General features: G+C 65.2%; 18 protein-coding genes, 1 tRNA gene, 1 pseudogene and 1 riboswitch. Of the genes and pseudogenes, 11 read left to right on the top strand and 9 right to left on the bottom strand.

Annotated features, from left to right (window positions below; all coding sequences use genetic code 11):
- The first annotated feature begins 191 nt into the window (after nucleotides 1-191).
- Nucleotides 192-1,184 (top strand): peptidoglycan recognition protein family protein, encoded by a 993-nt coding sequence (locus H2Q94_RS23615; RefSeq protein ID WP_243789367.1) that lies wholly within the window; start codon nucleotides 192-194, stop codon nucleotides 1,182-1,184.
- A gap of 33 nt (nucleotides 1,185-1,217) precedes the next feature.
- On the opposite strand, the gene H2Q94_RS23610 is transcribed toward H2Q94_RS23615, so the two are convergent.
- Nucleotides 1,218-1,454, bottom strand: a complete 237-nt coding sequence (locus tag H2Q94_RS23610; RefSeq protein ID WP_243789366.1) for a DUF3263 domain-containing protein — start codon at nucleotides 1,452-1,454, stop codon at nucleotides 1,218-1,220.
- Between the two features lie 211 nt (nucleotides 1,455-1,665).
- Nucleotides 1,666-1,810: riboswitch (FMN riboswitch) on the top strand.
- A 95-nt stretch (nucleotides 1,811-1,905) separates the two neighbouring features.
- Between H2Q94_RS23610 and H2Q94_RS23605 the strand changes: the two genes are divergently transcribed.
- Entirely contained in the window at nucleotides 1,906-2,544 is a 639-nt protein-coding gene (locus H2Q94_RS23605; protein ID WP_243789365.1) for a nicotinamide mononucleotide transporter family protein, read from the top strand.
- 86 nt (nucleotides 2,545-2,630) lie between these two features.
- Here H2Q94_RS23605 and aceE read toward each other — a convergent pair whose 3' ends face one another.
- Complete coding sequence (gene aceE, locus H2Q94_RS23600; protein ID WP_243789364.1) at nucleotides 2,631-5,399, bottom strand: pyruvate dehydrogenase (acetyl-transferring), homodimeric type; 2,769 nt, start codon at nucleotides 5,397-5,399, stop codon at nucleotides 2,631-2,633.
- 292 nt (nucleotides 5,400-5,691) lie between these two features.
- Here aceE and H2Q94_RS23595 point away from each other — a divergent pair, with 292 nt between their 5' ends.
- The 5 genes and pseudogenes from H2Q94_RS23595 to H2Q94_RS23575 form a co-directional block, all read left to right on the top strand.
- Complete coding sequence (locus tag H2Q94_RS23595; RefSeq protein ID WP_243795880.1) at nucleotides 5,692-6,126, top strand: DUF3052 domain-containing protein; 435 nt, start codon at nucleotides 5,692-5,694, stop codon at nucleotides 6,124-6,126.
- 139 nt (nucleotides 6,127-6,265) lie between these two features.
- Entirely contained in the window at nucleotides 6,266-6,730 is a 465-nt protein-coding gene (locus H2Q94_RS23590) for a peroxiredoxin (protein ID WP_184477759.1), read from the top strand.
- A 71-nt stretch (nucleotides 6,731-6,801) separates the two neighbouring features.
- A tRNA-Val gene (locus tag H2Q94_RS23585) sits at nucleotides 6,802-6,873 on the top strand.
- Between the two features lie 86 nt (nucleotides 6,874-6,959).
- Nucleotides 6,960-7,232 (top strand): hypothetical protein, encoded by a 273-nt coding sequence (locus H2Q94_RS23580; protein WP_243789363.1) that lies wholly within the window; start codon nucleotides 6,960-6,962, stop codon nucleotides 7,230-7,232.
- Nucleotides 7,233-7,375: 143 nt separating this feature from the next.
- Nucleotides 7,376-7,821, top strand: a pseudogene (locus H2Q94_RS23575) (IS5 family transposase); the annotation flags it as partial.
- Between the two features lie 156 nt (nucleotides 7,822-7,977).
- Here the strand turns inward: H2Q94_RS23575 and gnd are convergent.
- From gnd to H2Q94_RS23555, 5 genes are all read right to left on the bottom strand, one after another.
- Nucleotides 7,978-9,012 carry a phosphogluconate dehydrogenase (NAD(+)-dependent, decarboxylating) gene (gene gnd / locus H2Q94_RS23570; RefSeq protein WP_243789362.1) on the bottom strand — a complete coding sequence of 345 codons (1,035 nt, stop codon included), beginning with the start codon at nucleotides 9,010-9,012 and terminating at the stop codon, nucleotides 7,978-7,980.
- A gap of 112 nt (nucleotides 9,013-9,124) precedes the next feature.
- A complete protein-coding gene (locus H2Q94_RS30560; protein ID WP_258718625.1) occupies nucleotides 9,125-9,892 on the bottom strand; it encodes an NADP(+)-dependent, decarboxylating phosphogluconate dehydrogenase in 768 nt (255 codons plus the stop codon).
- Nucleotides 9,780-10,451: an NAD(P)-binding domain-containing protein gene (locus tag H2Q94_RS30555; RefSeq protein WP_258718718.1), complete on the bottom strand. Its 672-nt coding sequence runs from the start codon at nucleotides 10,449-10,451 to the stop codon at nucleotides 9,780-9,782. Before H2Q94_RS30555 ends, H2Q94_RS30560 begins: the two co-directional genes overlap by 113 nt.
- Entirely contained in the window at nucleotides 10,451-11,005 is a 555-nt protein-coding gene (locus H2Q94_RS23560; protein ID WP_243789361.1) for a gluconokinase, read from the bottom strand. Before H2Q94_RS23560 ends, H2Q94_RS30555 begins: the two co-directional genes overlap by 1 nt.
- A 36-nt stretch (nucleotides 11,006-11,041) precedes the next feature.
- Complete coding sequence (locus tag H2Q94_RS23555; protein ID WP_243789360.1) at nucleotides 11,042-11,809, bottom strand: SDR family NAD(P)-dependent oxidoreductase; 768 nt, start codon at nucleotides 11,807-11,809, stop codon at nucleotides 11,042-11,044.
- A 1,363-nt stretch (nucleotides 11,810-13,172) separates the two neighbouring features.
- On the opposite strand from H2Q94_RS23555, the gene H2Q94_RS23550 reads away from it, so the two are divergent.
- Complete coding sequence (locus H2Q94_RS23550; RefSeq protein WP_243789359.1) at nucleotides 13,173-14,375, top strand: MFS transporter; 1,203 nt, start codon at nucleotides 13,173-13,175, stop codon at nucleotides 14,373-14,375.
- Between the two features lie 165 nt (nucleotides 14,376-14,540).
- Here H2Q94_RS23550 and H2Q94_RS23545 read toward each other — a convergent pair whose 3' ends face one another.
- Nucleotides 14,541-15,335 carry an alpha/beta fold hydrolase gene (locus H2Q94_RS23545; RefSeq protein ID WP_243789358.1) on the bottom strand — a complete coding sequence of 265 codons (795 nt, stop codon included), beginning with the start codon at nucleotides 15,333-15,335 and terminating at the stop codon, nucleotides 14,541-14,543.
- Nucleotides 15,336-15,633: 298 nt separating this feature from the next.
- Between H2Q94_RS23545 and H2Q94_RS23540 the strand changes: the two genes are divergently transcribed.
- From H2Q94_RS23540 to H2Q94_RS23530, 3 genes are all read left to right on the top strand, one after another.
- Complete coding sequence (locus H2Q94_RS23540; protein WP_243789357.1) at nucleotides 15,634-16,350, top strand: GAF and ANTAR domain-containing protein; 717 nt, start codon at nucleotides 15,634-15,636, stop codon at nucleotides 16,348-16,350.
- Between the two features lie 155 nt (nucleotides 16,351-16,505).
- The gene (locus tag H2Q94_RS23535) at nucleotides 16,506-17,246 is read left to right on the top strand and encodes a GAF and ANTAR domain-containing protein (protein WP_243789356.1); all 741 of its coding nucleotides are present in this window, start codon (nucleotides 16,506-16,508) and stop codon (nucleotides 17,244-17,246) included.
- 36 nt (nucleotides 17,247-17,282) lie between these two features.
- Nucleotides 17,283-18,035 (top strand): GAF and ANTAR domain-containing protein, encoded by a 753-nt coding sequence (locus H2Q94_RS23530; protein WP_243789355.1) that lies wholly within the window; start codon nucleotides 17,283-17,285, stop codon nucleotides 18,033-18,035.
- A 235-nt stretch (nucleotides 18,036-18,270) separates the two neighbouring features.
- Here H2Q94_RS23530 and H2Q94_RS23525 read toward each other — a convergent pair whose 3' ends face one another.
- On the bottom strand, nucleotides 18,271-18,468 hold the full coding sequence (locus H2Q94_RS23525; protein ID WP_243789354.1) for a hypothetical protein: 198 nt from the start codon (nucleotides 18,466-18,468) through the stop codon (nucleotides 18,271-18,273).
- Nucleotides 18,469-18,887: the final 419 nt, after the last annotated feature.

Raw genomic sequence — 18,887 nt, 5'->3', positions numbered from 1 at the left:
TGGTCGTCCCGCTCGAACGGGTCCGATGTGGAGCGTTCGCGGGGAACCGGCCGGGCGGGATCCGGCGCGGTTCGGGATTCTTGCGGAAGCCGCGCACGCGTCCGCAGGTGCCCGTTCACCGCGCCGCGGACGGCCGGTGGGCGGCAATTCATCCGATCAGGCGTGGTCGGGGCGGCTGATCGCAGGACACGATGGCAGCAGGCAAGCGACGCGAACGCGGCTCGGACGCCGCCAGGGGAGTGATCAGCATGGCCCTGCCGCTGGTATGGCTCGGTGACGTGTTGCGAGCGGCGGGGGTGACCGTCGTCGAGACGCCGGGGTGGCAAGAGCGCACGGCGAGTTCCGGTGCGCAGCCGGAGCCGGTCGGAGTGCTCCAACACCACACCGCCACCGTCGCCTCCTACGAGAACCCGGCGCCCAGCCTGCAACTGGTGATCGACGGTCGGTCCGATCTGGCCGGGCCGCTGTGCCACGGGCTGATCGGTTTCGACGGAGTGGTGCACTTGATCTCGGCGGGCCGCGCCAACCACGCTGGGAAGGCACAGGCCTCGGGGCCGGTGTCCGCGGGCGACGGCAACACGCTCTACGTGGGATTCGAATGGGACTACCAGGGCGTCGAGCAAGGGCCGAGTCCCGAGCAGTACGCCGCCGCGCTGGCCGCGACCAAAGCGGTGCTCGATCACCTGGGCGAACCGTACGAAGCATCGCGCGGGCACAAGGAGACGAGCGTGACCGGCAAGATCGATCCGGGGCACGTCGACCTGGACCGCTTCCGGGCCGAACTCGCCACGAACGAACAGGAGAACGCCGACATGACGCCCGAACAGGACGCGATCCTGCGCCGCATCGAGAACGAGCTGCTCGGCCCGCGCGGACCGGAAGGGCAGATCGCCGGGTGGAACACCGCGCTCGGCCCGCGCACGCCGGTGGCGATGCTGGTGGATCTGGTCAACGGCTTGATCGCCACCCAGACTCCCGCGCCGCAGCAGGCGCCCGCCGTGCCGCAGCAGCAGACCACGAAAGGCGACGGCCAGGCCCCGGCGCAGCCCGCCGACGCCGAGTCGATCAAGGCCGCGTTCGCCGCACTGCCACCGGAACAGGCGGCTCCGCTGTTGGCAGAACTCGTCCGCATCCAGCAGGACCGCCAACTCACCCCGGAACAGCAGGCTCGCACTACGGCCTGACGCGGCTCGGGCGGGCGGAACGACGGTGAAAGCTCAGCGACGAGGTGTCGCGGCTCTTCGGTCCGATCGTTCCGCTCGTCTGCGTAATAAGCGGTTGACCAGTACGGGCTGTTGAGTCAGCGCCTCCGGTTCGTCCAATAACCGGTTGAGGCGCTGGTAGTACCTCGTCGGCGACATGCCGAAGCGCTCCTGGATGACGCGGTCCTTGCTGCCCGGATAGCGCCAGAACTCGCTCTCGAACGCCAAGATGGCGTGATCGACGTCGTTCACCGGGCCTACCCCCTTCGCGTCGAGCGTTCCTCGCCCTGCCGTCTGATCGATTGCTGCCGTCTGATCGATTCAACCTGCGATCACCGAGTCTACTCCGCCTCGCACCCCTGTTCGATCACCTGATCGAAGATTCGTCCGTTGTGATTCGAACCACGACAGGACCGCGGAACAAGCTCGGCGACCGACGATGTTGACAGCAGTACGAAACGTCGTGCGCTCCGGGGCTCGGTGCAATTCCGAACCGGCGGTGACAGTCCGCGAACCGGTGCCTCCCGGCCGATCCCGGTCAGGAGGTTCCGGCCGATCCGGTGGAACTCCGGAACCGACGGTGACAGTCCGGATGGGAGGCGGCGCACGGGCACTCGACCGCGACCGGTCGCCATGCGTGGCACCGGTGGCCGCCGCGTTCCCGCTCAGCCCCGGTGCCAGGACCGGCTGGGAGGAGTGGGTTGTGCGGGCTGTCGCGGAATGGGTGCTCGGCAACGGAATCACCGTGCTGGGCCAGCAGATCTCCTGGGCCGAGCTGGTGGGGCAGCTGTGTGCGCTGGCAGTCGTCTTCCTCGCGCAACGGCGCACCCTGGCCACCTGGCCGGTGCAGGTGACAGCGACGGTGCTGCTGTTCGCCGTGTACGCCTCGGCGGAACTCGGCGGCCTCGCGGTGCGGCAGATCGTGATCCTGCTGATCTCCGTGTACGGCTGGTGGGCTTGGAGCCATCGCAGCGACCCGGTCTACGGCGTCGCGGTGCGCAAGGGCAGCGTGCGGGAACGCCTGGTGCTGCTGGGCGTGCTGGCCGCGGCCACGACGGGTTTCGCCGCGCTGCTCACCGCGATGGACGCGTCCTGGGCGCCGTGGCCGGATGCTTGGATCTTCGTCGGCACGGCCGTCGCGTTCTGGGCGCAGGGGCGCGGGCTCGTGGAGTTCTGGTTGGTGTGGCTGGCCGTTGACGCGGTCGGCGTGCCGTTGCAGCTGGCTTCCGGGCTCTACTTCAGCGCCGCGATCTACGTGGTGTTCGCCGGGCTGGTGATCCACGGCTGGTGGAGCTGGAACCGCACCGCCCGGACCCAGAGCCTCGCCGCGGCCCGAGCATGACCCGCTGAACGCGCGAACGGACCGCCCTCTCGGACGGTCCGCTCGACGCGTACCGGTTCGTTCAGGGTGTCGGAGCCACCCGGTCGTCAGGCGTCGCCGGACTCGGAGGTCTGCGGCCCCGCCGCCCGCACGTCGTCCAGTTGATACCGGCGAGTGGCCTCCGCGACGGTGGACCGGGCGACCACGCCGCTGCGGGCCAGCGCCGAGAGCGTGGCGACCACCGTGGACTCCGCGTCCACCAGGAACACCCGGCGTGCCGCCGGACGGGTGTCGGAGAACCCGAACCCGTCCGCGCCCAGGCTCACCATGTCTCCCGGCACCCATGAGCGGATCAGATCCGGCACGGCGCGCATCCAGTCGCTGACCGCGACCACCGGGCCGTCGGCGTTCGCCAGCGCCCGGGTCACGTACGGCACCTCCGGTTCCGCGTCCGGGTTGAGCAGGTTGTGGCGATCCACGGCCTCGGCTTCGCGCCGCAGTTCCGTCCAAGACGTCGCGGACCACACGTCGGCCCGCACATCCCAGTCCTCGGCGAGGATCTGCTGCGCCCGCAACGCCTCCGGCATCGCCACACCCGAGGTGAGGATCTGCGCGGGAGCGGATCCCGCCGAACCCCGGCGGAACAGGTACAGGCCGCGCAGCAGCCCGTCCACGTCGATCCCGTCCGGTTCGGCGGGCTGCTGATACGGCTCGTTGTAGATCGTCAAGTAGTAATAGACGTTCTCCGCATCCTCGCCGTACATCCGCCGCAGACCGTCCTTGACGATGTGCGCCAGCTCGAACGCCCACGCCGGGTCGTAGGTGACCACTGCCGGGTTCGTCGCCGCCAGCAGCAGCGAATGACCGTCGGCGTGCTGCAGTCCCTCACCGGTGAGCGTGGTGCGCCCGGCGGTCGCGCCGAGCAGGAATCCGCGCGCCATCTGGTCCCCGGCGGCCCACAGGCTGTCGCCGGTGCGCTGGAACCCGAACATCGAGTAGAAGATGTAGATCGGGATCATCGGTTCGCCGTGGGTGGCGTAGGACGTGCCCGCGGCCGTGAACGACGCGCTCGAACCGGCCTCGTTGATGCCCTCGTGCAGGATCTGGCCCTGCTCGCTCTCCCGGTACGCCAGCATCAGCCGGTAGTCGACCGGCGTGTACGACTGGCCCTGCGGGTTGTAGATCTTCTGCGACGGGAACATCGAGTCCATCCCGAAGGTCCGCGCCTCGTCCGGGATGATCGGCACGATGCGCGGCCCCACTTCGGGGTCCTTGGCGAGGTCCTTGAGCAGCCGGACGAACGCCATGGTGGTGGCGACCTCCTGCTTGCCGGAGCCGCGCCGGATCACGTCGTAGACCTTGTCGCCCGGCAGCACGAGCGGTTTCGCCTTCACCCGCCGCTCCGGCAGGTAACCACCGAGCCGTTTCCGGCGTTCGTGCAGGTACTGGACCTCCGGCGAGTCCTCGCCCGGGTGGTAGTAGGGCGGCAGGTAGGGGTCGGCGTCGAGCTGCTCGTCGGTGATCGGGATCCGCAGGCTGTCCCGGAACAACTTCAGGTCGTCCGGGGTCATCTTCTTCATCTGATGCGTGGCGTTGCGGCCTTCGAAGTGCGGCCCGAGGCCGTAGCCCTTGATCGTCTTGGCGAGGATGACCGTCGGCTGCCCGTGGTGCTCGGTCGCGGCCTTGTACGCCGCGTAGACCTTCCGGTAGTCGTGGCCGCCGCGGCGCAGCGCCCACACCTGGTCGTCGGTGAGGTCCTTGACCATGTCCTTGGTCCGCGGGTCGCGGCCGAAGAAGTGTTCGCGGACGAAGGCGCCGTCGTTTGCCTTGTAGGTCTGGTAATCGCCGTCGGGCGTGGTGTTCATGAGGTTGACCAGCGCGCCGTCCCGGTCGGCGTGCAGCAGCGAGTCCCACTCGCGGCCCCAGACGACCTTGATGACGTTCCAGCCGGCGCCGCGGAAGAACGCCTCCAGCTCCTGGACGATCTTCCCGTTGCCGCGCACCGGCCCATCGAGTTGCTGCAAGTTGCAGTTGACCACGAAGGTCAGGTTGTCCAGGCCCTCATTCGCCGCCACGTGCAACAGGCCGCGCGACTCGGGCTCGTTCATCTCGCCGTCGCCGAGGAACGCCCACACCCGTTGCTGACTGGTGTCCTTGATGCCGCGGTCGTGCAAGTAGCGGTTGAACCGCGCCTGGAAGATCGCGTTCATCGGCCCGAGGCCCATCGACACCGTGGGGAACTCCCAGAAGTCCGGCATCAGCCGCGGATGCGGATAGGACGGCAGTCCGCCGCCGGGACCCGCGTGCGAGTGCTCTTGGCGGAATCCGTCCAGCTGGTCGGTGGTCAGCCGACCTTCGAGGAAGGCGCGGGCGTAGATGCCGGGGGAGGCGTGGCCCTGGATGTAGAGGTGGTCGCCGCCGCCCGGATGGTCCTTGCCGCGGAAGAACCAGTTGAACCCGACTTCGTAGAGACTCGCCGAGGAGGCGAAGGAGGAGATGTGCCCGCCGACGCCGATACCGGGCCGCTGTGCGCGATGCACCATCATTGCGGCGTTCCACCGCATCCACGCGCGGTACCGGCGTTCGGTCTCCTCGTCGCCGGGGAACCACGGCTCTTGCTCGGTGGCGATGGTGTTCACGTAGTCCGTGCTGGTCAGCGACGGAACGCCGACGCCGCCTTCCCGTGCGCGCTGCAGCAGCCGGAGCATCAGGTAGCGGGCGCGCTGCTGGCCGGCTTCACCGAGCATCGTGTCGAACGACTGCAACCATTCTTCGGTTTCCTCCGGATCGATGTCCGGGAGATGCGAGGCGAGACCGTCTCGGATGACCCGCACCCGTTGCGGGGTGCCGCCGACGTCGTTGTTCTGCGCGGGCAAAGGAACTCCTCGACTGCGTACGGTGCTTGTCGCGGGCTTGGGTGACGCCCAACACGTGCCATCGTCCCCCATCTTCGTGGCCGCTGCGTGAACCGCGGTCATTACATGGCGGTACCGTTCTAGCCTGACCTGGATGTGGGCGCCTACAGTCGAGTTCCACGCCGGATACCGGCGTGTCGTGCGCCCAGCAGTTGCGCCGGAAGCGGTTCGCAGTGTTCGCTATCGGCCAGATCTGCCCAACCTGGGTGTGGTGTTCGCACCGCACCGCCTGCATTGGAGGAGTGAGAACGCCGTGGTCGCCGCGGGAGACGCCGGCAAGAGCGAAGTCGACGTCGCCGACAGGCTCGACATCGAGCCGGAGATGGTCGTTCAGGAGATCGGTTGGGACGAGGACGTCGATGACGCCGCACGTGCCGCGATCGAGGAGCGTTGCGGGAGCGAACTGCTCGATGAGGATGCCGACGAGGTCGTCGACGTCGTACTGCTGTGGTGGCGGGACGACGACGGTGATCTCACGGATACGCTCCTCGACGTGATGACGCCTCTTGCCGATGAGGGGGTGATCTGGGTGTTGACGCCGAAGACCGGCCGTGACGGTTACGTGGAGCCCAGTGACATCGCCGAGGCAGCGTCCACGTCCAACCTGGCCCAGACCTCGAACGCGAGTCTGGGGGAAGCCTGGATGGGTACCAGGCTCGCTTACCGCAAGGCCAAGTCCAAGCGCTGACGAGCTCGGCCTTGAGCCGAGCGGATCGCCGATCCCAACGTCCCGGGCACCGGTGGCCACCCGCCACCGGTGCCCGGGTCTGTGTGATCGGTGTAGGTTCGGCGGCGTACGTGCACAGGTCGAACAGAAGGGTGCGCGCATGACGCTCGAGGTCGGCGCCGACGCTCCGGACTTCACGCTGCCGGACTTCAACAAGGAGCAGGTCTCCTTGTCCAGCTTCAAGGGCAGCAAGAACGTGCTGCTCGTCTTTTACCCGTTCGCGTTCAGCGGGGTCTGCCAGGGCGAGCTGTGCCAGGTTCGTGACGACCTGGCCGACTTCCAGAACGACCAGGTGCAGGTGCTGGGCGTGTCGGTGGACACCCCGTTCGCGCTGAAGGCCTGGGCGGAGCAGCAGGGCTACACGTTCCCGCTGCTGTCGGACTTCTGGCCGCACGGCGAGGTCGCCAAGGCCTACGGCGTGTTCCACGAGCAGGCCGGGATGGCGCTGCGCGGCACGTTCCTGATCGACACCGCGGGCAAGGTGCGGTTCGCCGAGGTCAACCAGCCCGGCGAGGCTCGCGACCAGAACGTGTGGAAGAAGGCGCTGGCCGAACTGGCCGCGTGACAACCGGTGGTGGCCGAACCGGTACAGTGATCCGGCCGGTGTGCGGTTGATCTCCGGACGGCCACCACTCGGGGCGCATAGCTCAGCGGAAGAGCACTTGCCTTACAAGCAAGGGGTCGCTGGTTCGAACCCAGCTGCGCCCACCTTAGTCCTCTGAACAGCGAAAACAGGGTTTCATGCGAGGGGTGCTCCGCTTGCACAGCGCACAGCGAGCCCTTAATTTTGCCCCATGCAGGAGCAGTGGGACGGGCTGATCCGGGACTACGGCAAGGCCCTGAAGCGCGAGAACAAGTCCCCCAAGACCATCGAGCTCTACGTCTCGACTGCGACCCGGTTCGCCGACTTACAAGCAAGGGGTCGTTGGTTCGAACCCAACTGCGCCCACTCCACGAGAGGCCCGCTGATCTGGATCGAACGTCCAGGTCAGCGGGCTTTTTGCTTGAGTGACGATGATCTTGCAGATATGTCCTTTGTGGACTCGAAGCGCTGTTCGGGGCGCTGATGGGAGGATTTTGGGAGGATTCGTTCTGCGCGCCTGTGCCCAGCTGTATTGGGTGCGTCGTCGTGGGTTGGTTTCCCTACGCGCCATCGCCGGGCTTCTTAGAGGTTGTCTCGTTTGGATCTTGGCTGGGATGATCTTGGGTGATGGTTGATGAGTTGTCGCGTCGGTTGGTGCCTGATGAGTTGTGGGGTCTGGTCGAGCCGTTGATTCCTGCGCATCAGGTTCGTCCGCAGGGTGGTGGTCGTTCTCGCGTGGATGATCGTGCGGTGTTCACGGCGATCGTGTTCGTGCTGACCAGCGGGTGTGCGTGGCGACATCTTCCGCCGAGTTTCGGGGTAAAGGTGCCCACCGCGCACCGGCGATTCATGGAATGGACCGAAGCAGGCCTGTGGCGGCGACTCCATGAGACCGTGCTGGACGAGCTCGGGAGCCGGGGCTTGATCGACTGGTCGCGGGCGATGGTGGACGGAGCGTCGCTTCGGGCGAAAAGGGGGGATCTGTAACCGGTCCGGGCCCGGTCGACCGGGGCAAGCTCGGCTCCAAGATCCACGCCCTGTCCGACCGGACCGGCATCCCGCTGGCGGTCGCGGGAGAAGGCCACTGGCACGGCTACCAGCGATCCTCGGGCGCCCGTATTTCAGCCGAGACAGCTTATCTCAGCCAACACGAATACGAAAGTTCGAGCTGATCTGAGTCAAAATCGCCGTCCCTCAGCACGATCACGAAAATTGAGTGGTTGAGCTGGTCATTGGATGATTTCATCATGCCCGCCCATAGCTCTGCGCATTGCTGAGAGAACTTTGTCTGCGAACTCGGATTCACCGCGCGAGGAGAACCGGCTGAACAATGCTGACGCGAGCACCGGCGCGGGCACCCCTTCATCGATCGCCGCCGCCAGCGCCCACCGTCCTTCGCCGGAGTCGGAGACACGCCCGGCGAAGTCGTCCAATGTCGGACTGGTATGAAGCTCGGAGGCAGCGAGATCGAGCAGCCAGGAGGTGATCACCGAACCTCGCCGCCATAGCTCGGAAATCTGCGTATTATCGAACTCGTAGCGATAGTGCTCCGGGTTTTCGATAGGGGTGACTTCAGCGGAATAAGTGGTATCGGCCTGTTCCAGCCCGATATTGGCCCTGTAGATAATGTTCAAACCTTCCGCGAATGCCGCCATCGCGCCGTATTCGATTCCGTTATGGATCATCTTAACGAAGTGTCCGGCACCGGCCGGCCCGCAGTGGAGATAGCCGTTCTCCGCCGTCGACGGCGTTCCATGCAGGCTCGGAGAGCGCTGAGCTGCAGAGAAGCCAGGTGCGATCGACTCGAACAAAGGCGTCAACCGGGCAACAGGTTCCGTATCGCCTCCGATCATCAGGCAATACCCGCGCTTCTCGCCGAACACCCCTCCCGACGTACCGATGTCTAGGTAGTGGATACCCTGGGCATCGAGCTGACTCGCACGGCTGATGTCTTGATGGTAGTGACCGTTTCCGCCGTCGATGATGATGTCGCCGGGATCCATTTCGGTAGCCAGTTCGTCGATCACAGCACCAGTGGCGCCAGCAGGCACCATGACCCAGGCGGTTCGTGGCTTTTCGAGCGCCGCGACGAACTCCTTCAGACTGTAGGCGGCGACCATGCCGTCTTCTTGAAGGGCTTCGGTGGCCGAGGTATTGAGGTCGAAGCCGACCGCGGTATGCCCGTCCTTGACGATCCGTCGAACGATGCCAACGCCCATCCGGCCGAGTCCGACGATTCCCAACTGCATTGTACGGATGTCCAATCTGCGAAGAAGAAGGAAACTATGCGTGACAAATTTTCCCGGCTTATCGGATCACTACGTGACCTATGTTGATCTCGTCTGCCACCTCGGACTCAAGCTAAGTCTGCTGGCACTAGCGCCAATCCGAAACCAGAAGGTAGCGGCTGCCGCCGAGTTGATGTCTCATCAGCTGTAGCACAGAGGCGTACGAGTACGGACTATTTTGTGCGACAACAAAGTTGAACAGTGCCGACAACATCGGAATCCCGATGTTCTCTGTTGCCGCAGCGGCTACTACCGCCCGCCATTCATCGCTAATGGTAGCCGAACGCGATTCGATCGGGTCGTCGACCAGTGCAGCGTGAAATGCTGAAGCGATGGTGGCTCCCCTCCAGATATTCCATACTGCTGCCGCATTGAAGCTATTGCCGGAGCGTGACGCGGTCTCGCCAAGGTGACGGAATGCGTCCTGATACAACGCACTAATCGCATCAACGAATGCACCGTGAGCCTGATCCGACGTCAGTAATTTGGGCGGTGTTGCCGCAACACCTTGAGTACGTGCGGAGTCAGTACTTCCTCGATCACTGTTCAGACGAGCCAGGATCGAGATCGCCGCCGAAGGATTGAAAATATTGCTGGACATGGCATGCACTGCTGCTCGTGCGCCACTGCCGTTGTGGTCGACGCGATCCTCCACCACGTCCATCAGGGGTATATTGATGCAACCGGGAAACTTCATTCGGGCTGCGTCGCTCGCGACGGTGGCTATATAAGACCCGATCGCCTCATTCCAGGAACGCAGCGTGTCGGCTATTTGTTCGGGGCCCCATTCCGCAGAGCTCGCGCAAAACCACAACGATCTCAGAAAATAGTTGCATGAGTGAGTATTCGAGACCATTATGTATTGTCTTGACTAGGTGGCTGGAGCTGCCCGAACCCAGATAACAGACGCAAGGCTGATCGCCGATGTGCATAGCTATCGATTCCAGCATACCTCGGACTTTTTCGTACGCCGCTCCGTCGCCGCTTACCGTGAGACTGATGCCATTTGTGGCGCCGTATTCTCCCGACGCTAGACCGCCGGCCAGCAAAGCGGCTCCCCGATATGCGTAGTCGAGTTGACGCAAACTTGTTTCGACTGCATCCGCATTGCTAACGTCGATGACAATGTCACCCTCGTCGACCACATCGAGTAGCTCGGTCAAAACCTTCGCGGTGTTGGTATCAGAAACGGCTGTTATAATCACACGTGGGGTGCCCAGTGTATCGATCACTGTCTGTATCGACTCGGCGACCGTTACCAGTCCAGGAGTTGGTGTGCTCGCCTTTGTCCGGGCCGGATTCTGCAAGGATCGGCTGTGAAGAACCACCCCGATCCCATTCCGCACCAGATTATGGGTCAAGCCGGAGCCGATCGGCCCAGCCCCGATGATCCCTACGGGCCGAAGGCCTATCATCACCGAACGCCTCCCTCCGTCTGCGTCGAGGACGAAGACGTTGTCGATCCATTTACTGTCCAAAGGCTGGTGTGCCGTTCGAGATAGGTGCAAGCCTCGGCTACGAGTTCTGAAACCTCTAAAGCGCCGTTCAGGGTGATTCCCTGCTCGTCCGACTTGAGTAGTTCTAGCGTCTCGAACTGCGAATGCACCAGCGACGGCGGGAAAAAATGCGACGCGCGTGTGTCGAGTCTGTTCCGGGCGAGTCCTTCAGATACGATGAGATGAATGAACACCATCGGTACATTGGAGCGCAGAATGTCTCGATAGCACTGTTTTAGTGCGGAGCACGCAATTACAGTTCTGTCTACATGCCGTTGCGAAATAGCGTTGATTTCCCGTAGCCAAGGTACGCGATCGTTGTCATCAAGCGCCATTCCCGACCGCATCTTCTCGATGGCAGTGGCAGTATGGTGGTCGTCACCGTCTATAAACTTGCCCCTGATGACATCCGCCAACCGGCGTCCTAATGTCGTTTTTCCACAACCGCCCACACCCATCACAAGAATGACCATGTCTCGCACCCTTTCTGGTCCCCTATAGATGGATTATCAGTAGATATTCGCAGTCAGTCCACCGTCGATGACGATGTCGGTACCCGAGATGTACAGGGCATCGTCACTGACCAGGAATGCGGCCAGTGAGGCGATCTCGGAAGGTTGAGCAAAGCGGCGCAACGGATACTTCGTCTCGATCTCGGTCCGAGCGTGGACAGGGTCGGATGCGTAGTCGAAGAATTCCTGGAGCATCGGCGTATCGACATCCCCGGGGCAAATGCAGTTGCAGCGGATGTTGTCACTTCCGTACCGGGCGGCGATCGATTTAGCCAAGGCTGTCACTGCTCCCTTGGTAGCTCCGTACATCGCAAGGTCGCGGTCGCCGACCAGCGCTAATAGCGAAGCCACGATCACCAGAGTTCCACCTCCCCTTTTTTGAAACTCTGGGATCGCGCTGCGCGCGGCGTGACCGATGGCGTTGATGTTGGTGGCGTGCATCGAATTCCATTGGGACTCATCGGTGTCTTCGATTCCGCCCATTACTTGGACCGCGGCAGTCGACACTACGGCGTCGAGTCCACCGCCGAGTCGGACTGCGACGTCCACCATCTTTTGATTGGTCTGTGCATTGCTGATATCGCCAACCAGAAAATGTGCCGACCCATGCCACGGGCTCAATGAGCTCTCGAGTCGAGCCACTGCATCGGAATTATTGTCGACGCACACGACAGTGGCCCCGTCGCGTAGAAGACGTTCCGCTGTGGCGGCACCTATTCCTCCGGCTGCTCCTGTCAGTACAATCGATTTTCCCGTCAGAATCATTGGTTTGCTCAGTGTCCCAACTGATAGCAGGTGTAGAGGGTCAAGTTTTTGAGGCGAAACTCTCAGCGAGTTATCAGACGATCCTGATTACCCGGCAAGGGGTGCCGGCGGCGAGTACGGCGTGAGTTCCATGGTGACGACTTCCTCGTGCTCCCTGCACTGATGACGGAGCCCTCGGCGATGTTGATGCCTGCTGCCAGCTGCGCCATGTCCACGATATGGGTAGACATAGCCGACCCAAAACCAGTGACGTGAGCGTCAAGATCCAACAGGGGAAGTACGCCGCATGTAGAAGTGCGGAGCCGATCACGACGTCCGTGGGATATGGATCGCGGTGCCCTCTATCGGAATGCCGTCGTAGTTGATATCGACGCCGTTGCGGACGTCGACGTTCTTACCGAAATCGCTCGGCGCGAGACCGGGGTGGCAACCGCCGAACAAGGCTTGAGCGAGGCGTCGATCTGCACTTCTTAATGCCTCTCTGTTGAACGTACACCGCGCACGATTGGTCTGAAACTTAGAATAATGCTCTATTTCAGTTCCTCCCAAGTGGTTTTGCCTTTTCTGGTGGCATTATCGCTATCCGTGAGGTCCTCAATCTCCAGCTGGGCTTGAAGTGACTGATCCATAGCCAAAAGACCCTTGCAAGACAAGCGGGCGGCCTCGCGCAAGCAAATGGGTGGACGATCCCATCCGGATCACGAGGTCGTCGAGTCCGTCCGAGATGACCACGAGCTCGGTGGGAGTCATGCTCAGTTCGACCAAGTGCGGCTCAGCCGGGGCGTCGGCGACCCCGGTGGCCCGCGTCGTGATGACCACGGGCGGCGATTCTTCCCCCACGTCAGATGAGACCGCCCCGGTTGGCCCTCACCCGCGCCGACTCATGGTCCACATCGCCATGCAGCAGAACGACGAATCCGGCAGCCCGTCACCTGGGGCAGGCACCTCACCGTGGGGGTTCCGCTGCCGGTTCCCGGCGTGCATGCAACTCCACACCCCGAACGACAGTCGCCCGAAGCGCACGACGTTCACACCGGTGGCGGGAGCGGAAGCCACCGCGAACACGCAGACCGGGCGCTCACGGTAAGCGGCCCCGGCCCGCACCGGGCGCGGCGACTGGAACGTCGCGGTTGTGGGAGGCCACAGCTAGGGAGGGTGTCGCCAGTACCCGCTCTGGCAGAACCGGGTAGCGCACCCGCCGGCGTTCGTAGCGCTGATTCCGGGGAATTCGGTCAACTGGGATAGTCGTCGGAGCGCACCGCGACGCGTGACCCAGCGTGGAATTCGTGGTCGATGCGGACCGGAAGCCGTGTCGGACCGCAGAAGCCACCCGTGCGACACCGTGAGTGAAAAGGACAGGTTCGTGCAGGCCTACGGTGATTTGTTCCGGCATCCTCAAGTCAAGAAGTTGCTGTCCACCAACGTCCTCGGACGTCTTCCGGAAGGCATGGGGCCGCTGGTCGTCGCCCTTTTCCTCCGCGCGCACGGATTCGAGTACGGAGCCGTCGGCGTGCTCGTCGCGATGTACGGCATCTCGGCGGCGGTCGGAACGCCGGTTCTCGGTCGATGCGTCGACCTCTACGGGCAGGTGCGAGTCCTTTCGGTGTGCATGGTGGCCTCGACCGCGGGGTTCCTCGTCCTGTCGGCCACGTCGGCGGATCAGGTCCTGCTCGCCGGCGGCGGCATCATGTTGGCGGGCCTGTTCACGCCGCCGCTCGAACCCTGCCTGCGCAGCCTCTGGCCCCGGGTGCTGAACAGTGGGCGAGCGATCCACACGGCGTACGCCCTCGACGCCACGCTCCAGGAACTCGTGTTCATCTGCGGGCCGCTGCTCGTCCTGCTCGCCGTGGAAATGACGGGACCTACGGGGGCCGTGATCACCACCGGCGTGCTGGGCTTGGTGGGAACGCTCCTGTTCATCAGTTCACCGCCGGTCCGCGCGTGGCGAGCGGAACCTCGCACGGCCGACTGGGCGGGACCGCTCCGTTCACCGACCCTCCGCCGTGTCCTGATGGGTCTGGTGTTCGCGGGCGCGACCATCGGACTGCTGAACATCTCGGTCATCGCTTACGGCGAAGCGCACCGCAGCAGCGAACTTCCCGGTGTCATCCTCGCCGTCAACGCGCTGGGAGCACTGATCGGTGGCCTCGTGTACGGCAGCCGCCGCTGGCCGGGAAGTCCGGAAACCCGTTTTCGGCTCTTGATGTTCACGCTGGCCGTGGGATACCTGCCGCTCGCTTTCACACCGCCGCCCGTGGTGCTCGTTCCGTGCGCCATCCTCAGCGGGGTGTCGTTGGCACCGGCGCTGGCCGGCGCGTTCGCCGTGGTGGGCGGCAGCGTCCCTGCCGGTACGACCACTGAGGCGTTCGCCTGGCTGGTCACCATCTTCATGATGGGCAACGCGGTCGGTTCGACCGTGGCCGGGACATTGCTGGAGCACGCGAGCTTGACCGCCGCCTTCTGCGCGCCTCCGGTCAGCGCTCTGCTGGGCTTCTTGGTACTCCTCGGATCCGCGGTGAGGCGCCGCTCGCCGCGATCCGTGCACGAGAAGGAAATCGCACACTGACCCGGCGGTCGTGGTCGCGACCTGAATTGCGGAATGTTCTCCGCGATCGGACGCCGGTGTCTTCCGCGCTGCCCCTGTGCCGGATGTGGCCGCGACGTGGCGCGGAGCCCTCCGCGCCACGAAATCGCTGCCCTCGCGAGGAATCCGCTGACCGAGCGGCCGCGATCAGCCGTCCACCACGCCGGTCAGCAGCTCGGCCGTGCCTTCGGGCGACTCGACGTGGAAGTGGTGGCTGCCCAGGTCGACGGGAACGATGCGGAAGCGGTCGCCGTAGCGGTCGACGGCTTCCTGCGTGAGGATCTCGCGTACCGCGAACACCGTGATCGGCTGGTGCACATCGCGCAGCGCGGCGTCCATGTCCCAGCGCACCAGGCCTTCCATCGAGCGCAGGCCCGCGGGCTGGCGCACGGCCACCATCTTCTCGAAGTAGACGTCCTTCAACGCCGGATCGGTGCCTTCCGGCGTACCGCTGTCGACCATCGCCCGGGTCGCCGCGGCGAAATCCTGGTGGAACGACCCCAACACCGCGTTGGCCCGGTGCTCGTCCTGCGCGGGGAACAGCGCCAGGTAGTGCAGGGCGTCGAGCGTGACCACGTGCGAGACCACGTCGGGCAGGATCCGGCCGGTTTCGACGGCCACCGCTCCGCCCAGGGAGTGTCCGACGACGACGGAGGTGTCCACCGACTCGGCTTCCAGCACGGCCGCGACGTCGCCGGCGAACTCCTCCACCGTCCAGATGTCCCTTGCCGACCGGGACTCGCCGTGTTCGGCGAGGTCGATGGACAGCACGCGGTACCGGTCGGGGAGGAAGCCGGTCAGTGCGTCGAAATCGGTTCGGTCGCAGCCCCAGCCGTGCACCAGGGCCAGCGTCGGCCCACTCGCCGGGCCACTGATCGTGTATCGGATCGTCGTGTCGTTCGGGCGCTGAACCGCACGGTTCGCGACAGCCCTGTGCGTCACCGTCATCCTGGGAGTCCTTTCGTGTTCCGGGTAGCTCGATTCCGCCGCCGTCGGCCTCCTGGCTCGGACGGCCGGAAAAGCGTTCGAAGCCTTCTTGATCAGTTGTACTCGGGAGCGGGCACCGCGTTCGCTCCTTGGGACGCCTGCGGCAGCTGCGGCGACGAAACCGCAGCTGGCCGCCGTCAACGAGGCGGGAACTGGCACAGTGGACATGTGCCCCGTAAGGGGGACGCACAAGTGGGGCCGTTCAGCACTCGTGCGGCCGCTCGCGGAACTGAGCGCTGGAGGTGATCCGGCGATGTCGGAGGACGACGTGGTCGGCGAGAAACTGATGACGGCGCTGTCGAGCGCGGCACAGCACCTGACCGGGTCCCGTACGGGCAGCGAGGAGGAGACGCTCGCGCTGATCGTCGCCGGGGCGATCCAGACGGTGCCGGGCGTCGAGCACGCGGGGGTGTCGTTGCTGCGCGCCGACGGCAGCATCGTCTCCTACACGCCCAGCGCCGAGGCGGTGGCCGAGGTGGACCAGCTGCAATCCACCTACCGCGAAGGCCCGTGCGTCACGGCGTTGTGGGACGAGCACACCGTCATCGTCGACGATCTGGTCAACGAAACCGATCGGTGGCCGCGGTTCGCACCGGCCGCCGCCGCGCACGGGATCGGCAGCATGCTGTCCTTCCAGCTCTTCGCCCGGGAGAACACGCTCGGCGCGCTGAACCTGTACTCCACCGAGCCGCACGGCTTCACCGCGGACTCGCAGGCGCTGGGCAGCCTGTTCGCCGCGCACGCCGCGATGGCGCTGGGCGAATCCCAGCACGTCGCGCAGCTGCAACAGGCTTTGACCAGCCGGGACGTGATCGGGCAGGCGAAGGGCATCCTGATGGAACGCTTCGGCCTGGATGCCAAGGAGGCGTTCGCGATGCTGGTGCGCAGCTCGCAGGAGACGAACATGAAACTGGTCGACGTGGCCGGATGGCTGGCCAACGGCACCGGTGATCGGCTGCAGCGGGATTAGGCGTGCTGCCCTGGGGGCAGCCCGCTGAGTAGGTATTCTTCGCGCCCGGGCGTGGGGAAGGCTCAGGCCTCGTCGGTTCACCCCCTGCAGCCGGTGGGGCCGCTCCCACCAAGCATGGCCGCTGGTCTCGCGCGGATGCCGCCCCGGAGGAGGCCATGACCGAACAGGATAGGCGCGCGCAACTGTGGGCCAAGCTGCTCGCCGAAGAGCAGAAGGCCCCGCGCTCGGCCTCGCGGATGAGCGTGCTCGGGGCGCTGTGCGTGTCCGAATTGACGGTGACCGGTGCCGGGGCCACCGTGCTCAGTCAGCAGCAGCACGGCGATGGTGACGGGCAGAGCCCCCGACGCGGGCTGGTGCATGCCACCAATGCGGTCAGTACCGGGCTGGAGGACCTTCAGCTCACCGTCGGCGAAGGTCCGTGCCTGGACGCCTTCGCGTCCGGCGGCCCGGTCTTGATCGCGGACCTGGCACGCGAAACCGCGCGCTGGCCCGGCTTCACCCCGGGTGCCTTGAAGCTGGGGGCGGCGGCGGTGTTCTCGTTCCCGCTGCAGGTCGGCGTCGTGCGGCTGGGATCGCTGGACGTCTACCGCGAGACGCCCAGTCCGCTGTCGAGCGGGGAGGTGGCCGATGCGCTGATCCTGGCCGACCTGGCCACCGCGACGATCATGGTCGAACTTGACGGGCACGCCACCGAGGACTCCAGCTGGCTGGCCGACGAACACGCCGAAATTCACCAAGCCTCTGGGATGGTGCAGGTCCAGCTCGGTATCACCACGCAGGCGGCCTTGCTGCGGCTGCGCGCGCACGCCTACACCCATCAGCAGGAACTCAGTGATGTGGCCCGCCAGGTCGTGACCCGGCGATTGCGCCTGACGCCCGATGACGAACCCGCCTGAGACGCAGGCCAGGGAGTGGAGAAGGACACGACGACGATGACGGACAACAATCGCGAGCAGCGGCTGGCACAAGCCTTCGTGGCTCTGTCGGACACGCTGGTCGACGACTTCGACATCTTGGATTTTCTGACCACGCTGACCGAACGGGCCGCCGAACTGCTCGACGTCAGCGCCGCGGGAGTGATCCTGGCCGATCAACGCGGCGGATGGCGCCCCACCGCCGCGTCATCCGAGGACGCCCGGTTGCTCGAGCTCTTCGTGACCCAGACCCACGAAGGGCCGTGCCAGGACTGCATCCGGGACGCCGTTCCGGTGGTCAGCTCCGATCTCGCGGGCGAGAACACTCGTTGGCCCGCTTTCACCGAGGCCGCCATGGCCGGCGGGTTCCGGGCCGCAGCCGCGGTCCCGTTGCGACTGCGCCATGAGGTCGTCGGTGCGTTGACGTTGCTCAACACCGAGCCCGTCGGCGTGGACGAGGCCAGCATCCAGCTGGGCCAAGCCCTCGCTGACGTGGCCACGGTCGGCCTCCTGCACCACCGCGCGGTCCGTCACAGCGAACTGCTCTCCGAGCAGTTGCAGGCCACCCTGCACCACCGCGTCGTGATCGAACAGGCCAAAGGCGTCCTGGGCGAACACGGGAAGCTGACCATGAAACAAGGCTTCGAGCTGCTGCGCGGTTACGCCCGGGCCAAGGATCTGCACCTCTCCGACGTCGCCCGGGGGATCGCGGAGGGCACCCTCGATCCCGCCGCACTGCTGGCCCACTCCGGCGCGCGAGCCGCCGACTGAACGGTGTCCTCACGGCCGGCCCCGGCGGCGCCGGCTCGTGCACTGGTCGCACCGGTTGATCGTGGCCACGGGCGCCCCGTGTTCGTCGAGGAGCTCGGCCGTGCGGACGGTGTCGTGTCCGCTGCGAGGGCAACCCTGTTCGCTCACCGTGGTGCTCACCCGCACTGTCAGCGGCCTGCCGGAACCGTCCGGCGCGGTGCTCGTGCTGTGCGCGTGGAGTCTCGCGTCCGTCGGCTCAGCGGGTGGCATGGGCGGAGCTCCCGTCGCGGTACGGGGCGGTGTCGGCATCGCGCTCGCCGGTGATGTGCACCAGGACAGAGATGTTGGTGGGCCGCCGCAGCCGGCCGGCGAGGCTTTCGGGGTGGTTGCGGCCGGGCTCGGGGGTCGCCACGGAATCAGATGTGGCGAGGTCGTGTCGGGCAAGAGCGGTCACGACTGCCTCCTCGAAGGTGGGGCAGCCAGCGAAGGGAACAGACGATCCCGAAACGGCATTCCCGCATCGTGCACATCGCACGGAACAGCAAATCCCGCAGAAGAACCGACGCGAACACTCCGTTCAGGCTGTCGCGTGCGTTCTGGCGGGCTGCGTGCTCAACCGACCGGCCCCAACATCCCAGAGCGGAGACCGTCGTGTCTACCCGTGGTCGCGGAACTCTTTCGCCCAGGGCCGCGCGAATCTCGTGAGCAGCAGCCGCGAATATCGGCCTCCGCCGGTCGGGCGGTGGCGAGGGATTCCGTGCACCTCCCCCGGAGCGGATCCTGGTCAGTGCCCTGAAGACACCTGTGCCGGACCCTAGCGGGTAATTCCGCGATTGCCGATTCCCGAGTCGTGCCACTTCTGTTCGGGACTTC

This window comes from Saccharopolyspora gloriosae (assembly GCF_022828475.1).
Taxonomy (GTDB): domain Bacteria; phylum Actinomycetota; class Actinomycetes; order Mycobacteriales; family Pseudonocardiaceae; genus Saccharopolyspora_C; species Saccharopolyspora_C gloriosae_A.
Note: the sequence above shows the minus strand (reverse complement) of the source record. Positions and strands in the feature narration are given on the sequence as shown.

Bases quoted from the DNA above. Each gene is read 5' to 3' on its own strand.
- H2Q94_RS23530 (WP_243789355.1), top strand. From the start codon at position 17,283: ATGACGGACAACAATCGCGAGCAGCGGCTGGCACAAGCCTTCGTGGCT.
- H2Q94_RS23560 (WP_243789361.1), bottom strand. From the start codon at position 11,005: ATGGTCATTCTTGTGATGGGTGTGGGCGGTTGTGGAAAAACGACATTA.
- H2Q94_RS30555 (WP_258718718.1), bottom strand. From the start codon at position 10,451: ATGATAGGCCTTCGGCCCGTAGGGATCATCGGGGCTGGGCCGATCGGC.
- H2Q94_RS23580 (WP_243789363.1), top strand. From the start codon at position 6,960: ATGCAGGAGCAGTGGGACGGGCTGATCCGGGACTACGGCAAGGCCCTG.
- H2Q94_RS23535 (WP_243789356.1), top strand. From the start codon at position 16,506: ATGACCGAACAGGATAGGCGCGCGCAACTGTGGGCCAAGCTGCTCGCC.
- H2Q94_RS23590 (WP_184477759.1), top strand. From the start codon at position 6,266: ATGACGCTCGAGGTCGGCGCCGACGCTCCGGACTTCACGCTGCCGGAC.
- H2Q94_RS30560 (WP_258718625.1), bottom strand. From the start codon at position 9,892: ATGGTCTCGAATACTCACTCATGCAACTATTTTCTGAGATCGTTGTGG.
- H2Q94_RS23615 (WP_243789367.1), top strand. From the start codon at position 192: ATGGCAGCAGGCAAGCGACGCGAACGCGGCTCGGACGCCGCCAGGGGA.
- H2Q94_RS23555 (WP_243789360.1), bottom strand. From the start codon at position 11,809: ATGATTCTGACGGGAAAATCGATTGTACTGACAGGAGCAGCCGGAGGA.
- H2Q94_RS23540 (WP_243789357.1), top strand. From the start codon at position 15,634: ATGTCGGAGGACGACGTGGTCGGCGAGAAACTGATGACGGCGCTGTCG.